The organism is Marinitenerispora sediminis, from assembly GCF_003336425.1.
GTDB classification, from domain to species: Bacteria; Actinomycetota; Actinomycetes; order Streptosporangiales; family Streptosporangiaceae; genus Marinitenerispora; species Marinitenerispora sediminis.
In genome coordinates, this window is the sequence record NZ_QEIO01000319.1 from 1 (window position 1) to 1,063 (window position 1,063).

Here is a 1,063-nt window from a genome sequence, read left to right on the forward strand (position 1 = left end):
GGGGGAGGTGGTCACGGGTGCCTCGCTCGACGGTGGGAGGGGCGAATTGCGGCCAGTCACCGTGAAACTACTCGACGGTCCGCCGCACGGCCAGGGCGCCGGTCATCCTGTGGACGGGCACCGGCCCGCGTCCCCGGCGGCGGTCTCGCCGGACCGGCCGCCGGCGGCCTCGTCCGGGTGCTCCGCCGGTCCGGGTGCGGCCGCGGTCTCCGGTGCCCCGGCCGCGGGCACCGCCGGTCCGCCGCCGGGTGCGCGGCGGCGCGGACGCCGGCCGCCCAGGACCATGAGGACGGCCCCGCCGACCAGCACCACCGCGGTGAGCCCGCCCAGGCCCTCGCCGTCGTCGCCGTAGGAGGCGCGGAACAGCGCGCCGAGCCCGACGTGCAGCAGCGCCCACAGCGAGCTGCCGAGGGCGGCCCAGGCGATGAAGCGCCGGTAGGGCATCCCGACGGTGCCGGCGAGGACCGGGACCACGGCGTGCACCACGGCGACGAACCGCGACCCGACAATGGCCAGTCCCCCGCGCGGCCGCGCCAGGATCTCCTCCGCGTGCTCCCAGCGCTCCTCGCCGATCCACCGCCCCATGCGGCTGTACCGGAACCGGTCGCCGAACGTGCGGCCGACCAGGTAGCCGCCGCTCTCACCGATCAGCGCGCCCGCGAGCGTCGCGGCGAGGATGAGCGCGAACTCGCCGGCGCTCGTCACACCGGCTCCGGCCACGAGCACGACCGGGTCCCCCGGGGCGACGAGGCCCACGAGCACCATCGTCTCCAGGGCCATGAACACGAGGACGGTTCCCGCCACCAGCGGCGACGGGAGATCAGAGAGGGACGCCAGCAGGGCGTCCGCGGAGAAGGGCATGCGTACGATTCTGGCGCTCCCCGCGGGCCGCGGGGCGCCGGCCCCGGCCGGCTCCGGGGACGGCGGGTCGCGGTCCGGTCCTTTCCGTCACGGTGGCGCTCGGTGGAGGTTGCGGCCGACCCCGCGGTCCGGGCGTCCGGAGCGGGTGCGGTCGTGCGCGGCGCGGGGACGTCGGTCGGGGACCGCGGGAAGGCGCGGGGGT

The 1,063-nt window shown here is 77.5% G+C and carries 1 protein-coding gene; it reads right to left on the reverse strand.

The window, feature by feature from the left end; genetic code table 11:
* Positions 1-102: 102 nt before the first annotated feature.
* Positions 103-861 (reverse strand): DedA family protein, encoded by a 759-nt coding sequence (locus DEF28_RS26575; RefSeq protein WP_114400935.1) that lies wholly within the window; start codon positions 859-861, stop codon positions 103-105.
* Positions 862-1,063: the final 202 nt, after the last annotated feature.